Here is a 1781-nt window from a genome sequence, read left to right on the forward strand (position 1 = left end):
ATTGGTTGAAATTTATGCCAGTTCTGTCATGCACCCCCGTGTGTGGTGGGCTGGTTTTCAGCTGGTTTCGAATTTTGTGCAGCCGTGTTCGCCGTTATTTCCGGTGGGTGTGGTTGTGTCTGTTTGATTTGTTTTACTTCAACGGAGAGTTTGATCCTGGCTCAGGATGAACGCTGGCGGCGTGCTTAACACATGCAAGTCGAACGATGATCCCAGCTTGCTGGGGGATTAGTGGCGAACGGGTGAGTAACACGTGAGTAACCTGCCCTTGACTCTGGGATAAGCCTGGGAAACTGGGTCTAATACCGGATATGACCATCTGGCGCATGTCATGGTGGTGGAAAGCTTTTGCGGTTTTGGATGGACTCGCGGCCTATCAGCTTGTTGGTGGGGTAATGGCCTACCAAGGCGACGACGGGTAGCCGGCCTGAGAGGGTGACCGGCCACACTGGGACTGAGACACGGCCCAGACTCCTACGGGAGGCAGCAGTGGGGAATATTGCACAATGGGCGAAAGCCTGATGCAGCGACGCCGCGTGAGGGATGACGGCCTTCGGGTTGTAAACCTCTTTCAGTAGGGAAGAAGCGAAAGTGACGGTACCTGCAGAAGAAGCGCCGGCTAACTACGTGCCAGCAGCCGCGGTAATACGTAGGGCGCAAGCGTTATCCGGAATTATTGGGCGTAAAGAGCTCGTAGGCGGTTTGTCGCGTCTGCTGTGAAAGACCGGGGCTCAACTCCGGTTCTGCAGTGGGTACGGGCAGACTAGAGTGCAGTAGGGGAGACTGGAATTCCTGGTGTAGCGGTGAAATGCGCAGATATCAGGAGGAACACCGATGGCGAAGGCAGGTCTCTGGGCTGTAACTGACGCTGAGGAGCGAAAGCATGGGGAGCGAACAGGATTAGATACCCTGGTAGTCCATGCCGTAAACGTTGGGCACTAGGTGTGGGGGACATTCCACGTTTTCCGCGCCGTAGCTAACGCATTAAGTGCCCCGCCTGGGGAGTACGGCCGCAAGGCTAAAACTCAAAGGAATTGACGGGGGCCCGCACAAGCGGCGGAGCATGCGGATTAATTCGATGCAACGCGAAGAACCTTACCAAGGCTTGACATGAACCGGTAATACCTGGAAACAGGTGCCCCGCTTGCGGTCGGTTTACAGGTGGTGCATGGTTGTCGTCAGCTCGTGTCGTGAGATGTTGGGTTAAGTCCCGCAACGAGCGCAACCCTCGTTCTATGTTGCCAGCGCGTTATGGCGGGGACTCATAGGAGACTGCCGGGGTCAACTCGGAGGAAGGTGGGGACGACGTCAAATCATCATGCCCCTTATGTCTTGGGCTTCACGCATGCTACAATGGCCGGTACAAAGGGTTGCGATACTGTGAGGTGGAGCTAATCCCAAAAAGCCGGTCTCAGTTCGGATTGGGGTCTGCAACTCGACCCCATGAAGTCGGAGTCGCTAGTAATCGCAGATCAGCAACGCTGCGGTGAATACGTTCCCGGGCCTTGTACACACCGCCCGTCAAGTCACGAAAGTTGGTAACACCCGAAGCCGGTGGCCTAACCCTTGTGGGGGGAGCCGTCGAAGGTGGGACCGGCGATTGGGACTAAGTCGTAACAAGGTAGCCGTACCGGAAGGTGCGGCTGGATCACCTCCTTTCTAAGGAGCTGCTTACAGCCTTTCTGTGTTCCGTGTATGCGGGGTGTGGGGGTTGTCAGTGTTGCCCATTGCGCAGGCGTCTGTTCTGCGGTGGGTGCTCATGGGTGGAATATCAACGAATC

The 1781-nt window shown here is 56.1% G+C and carries 1 rRNA gene; it reads left to right on the forward strand.

The window, feature by feature from the left end:
* Positions 1-138: 138 nt before the first annotated feature.
* Positions 139-1659: ribosomal RNA gene (locus N7568_RS22470) — 16S ribosomal RNA — on the forward strand.
* Positions 1660-1781: the final 122 nt, after the last annotated feature.

This window comes from Paenarthrobacter aurescens (assembly GCF_025421775.1).
Taxonomy (GTDB): domain Bacteria; phylum Actinomycetota; class Actinomycetes; order Actinomycetales; family Micrococcaceae; genus Arthrobacter; species Arthrobacter aurescens_B.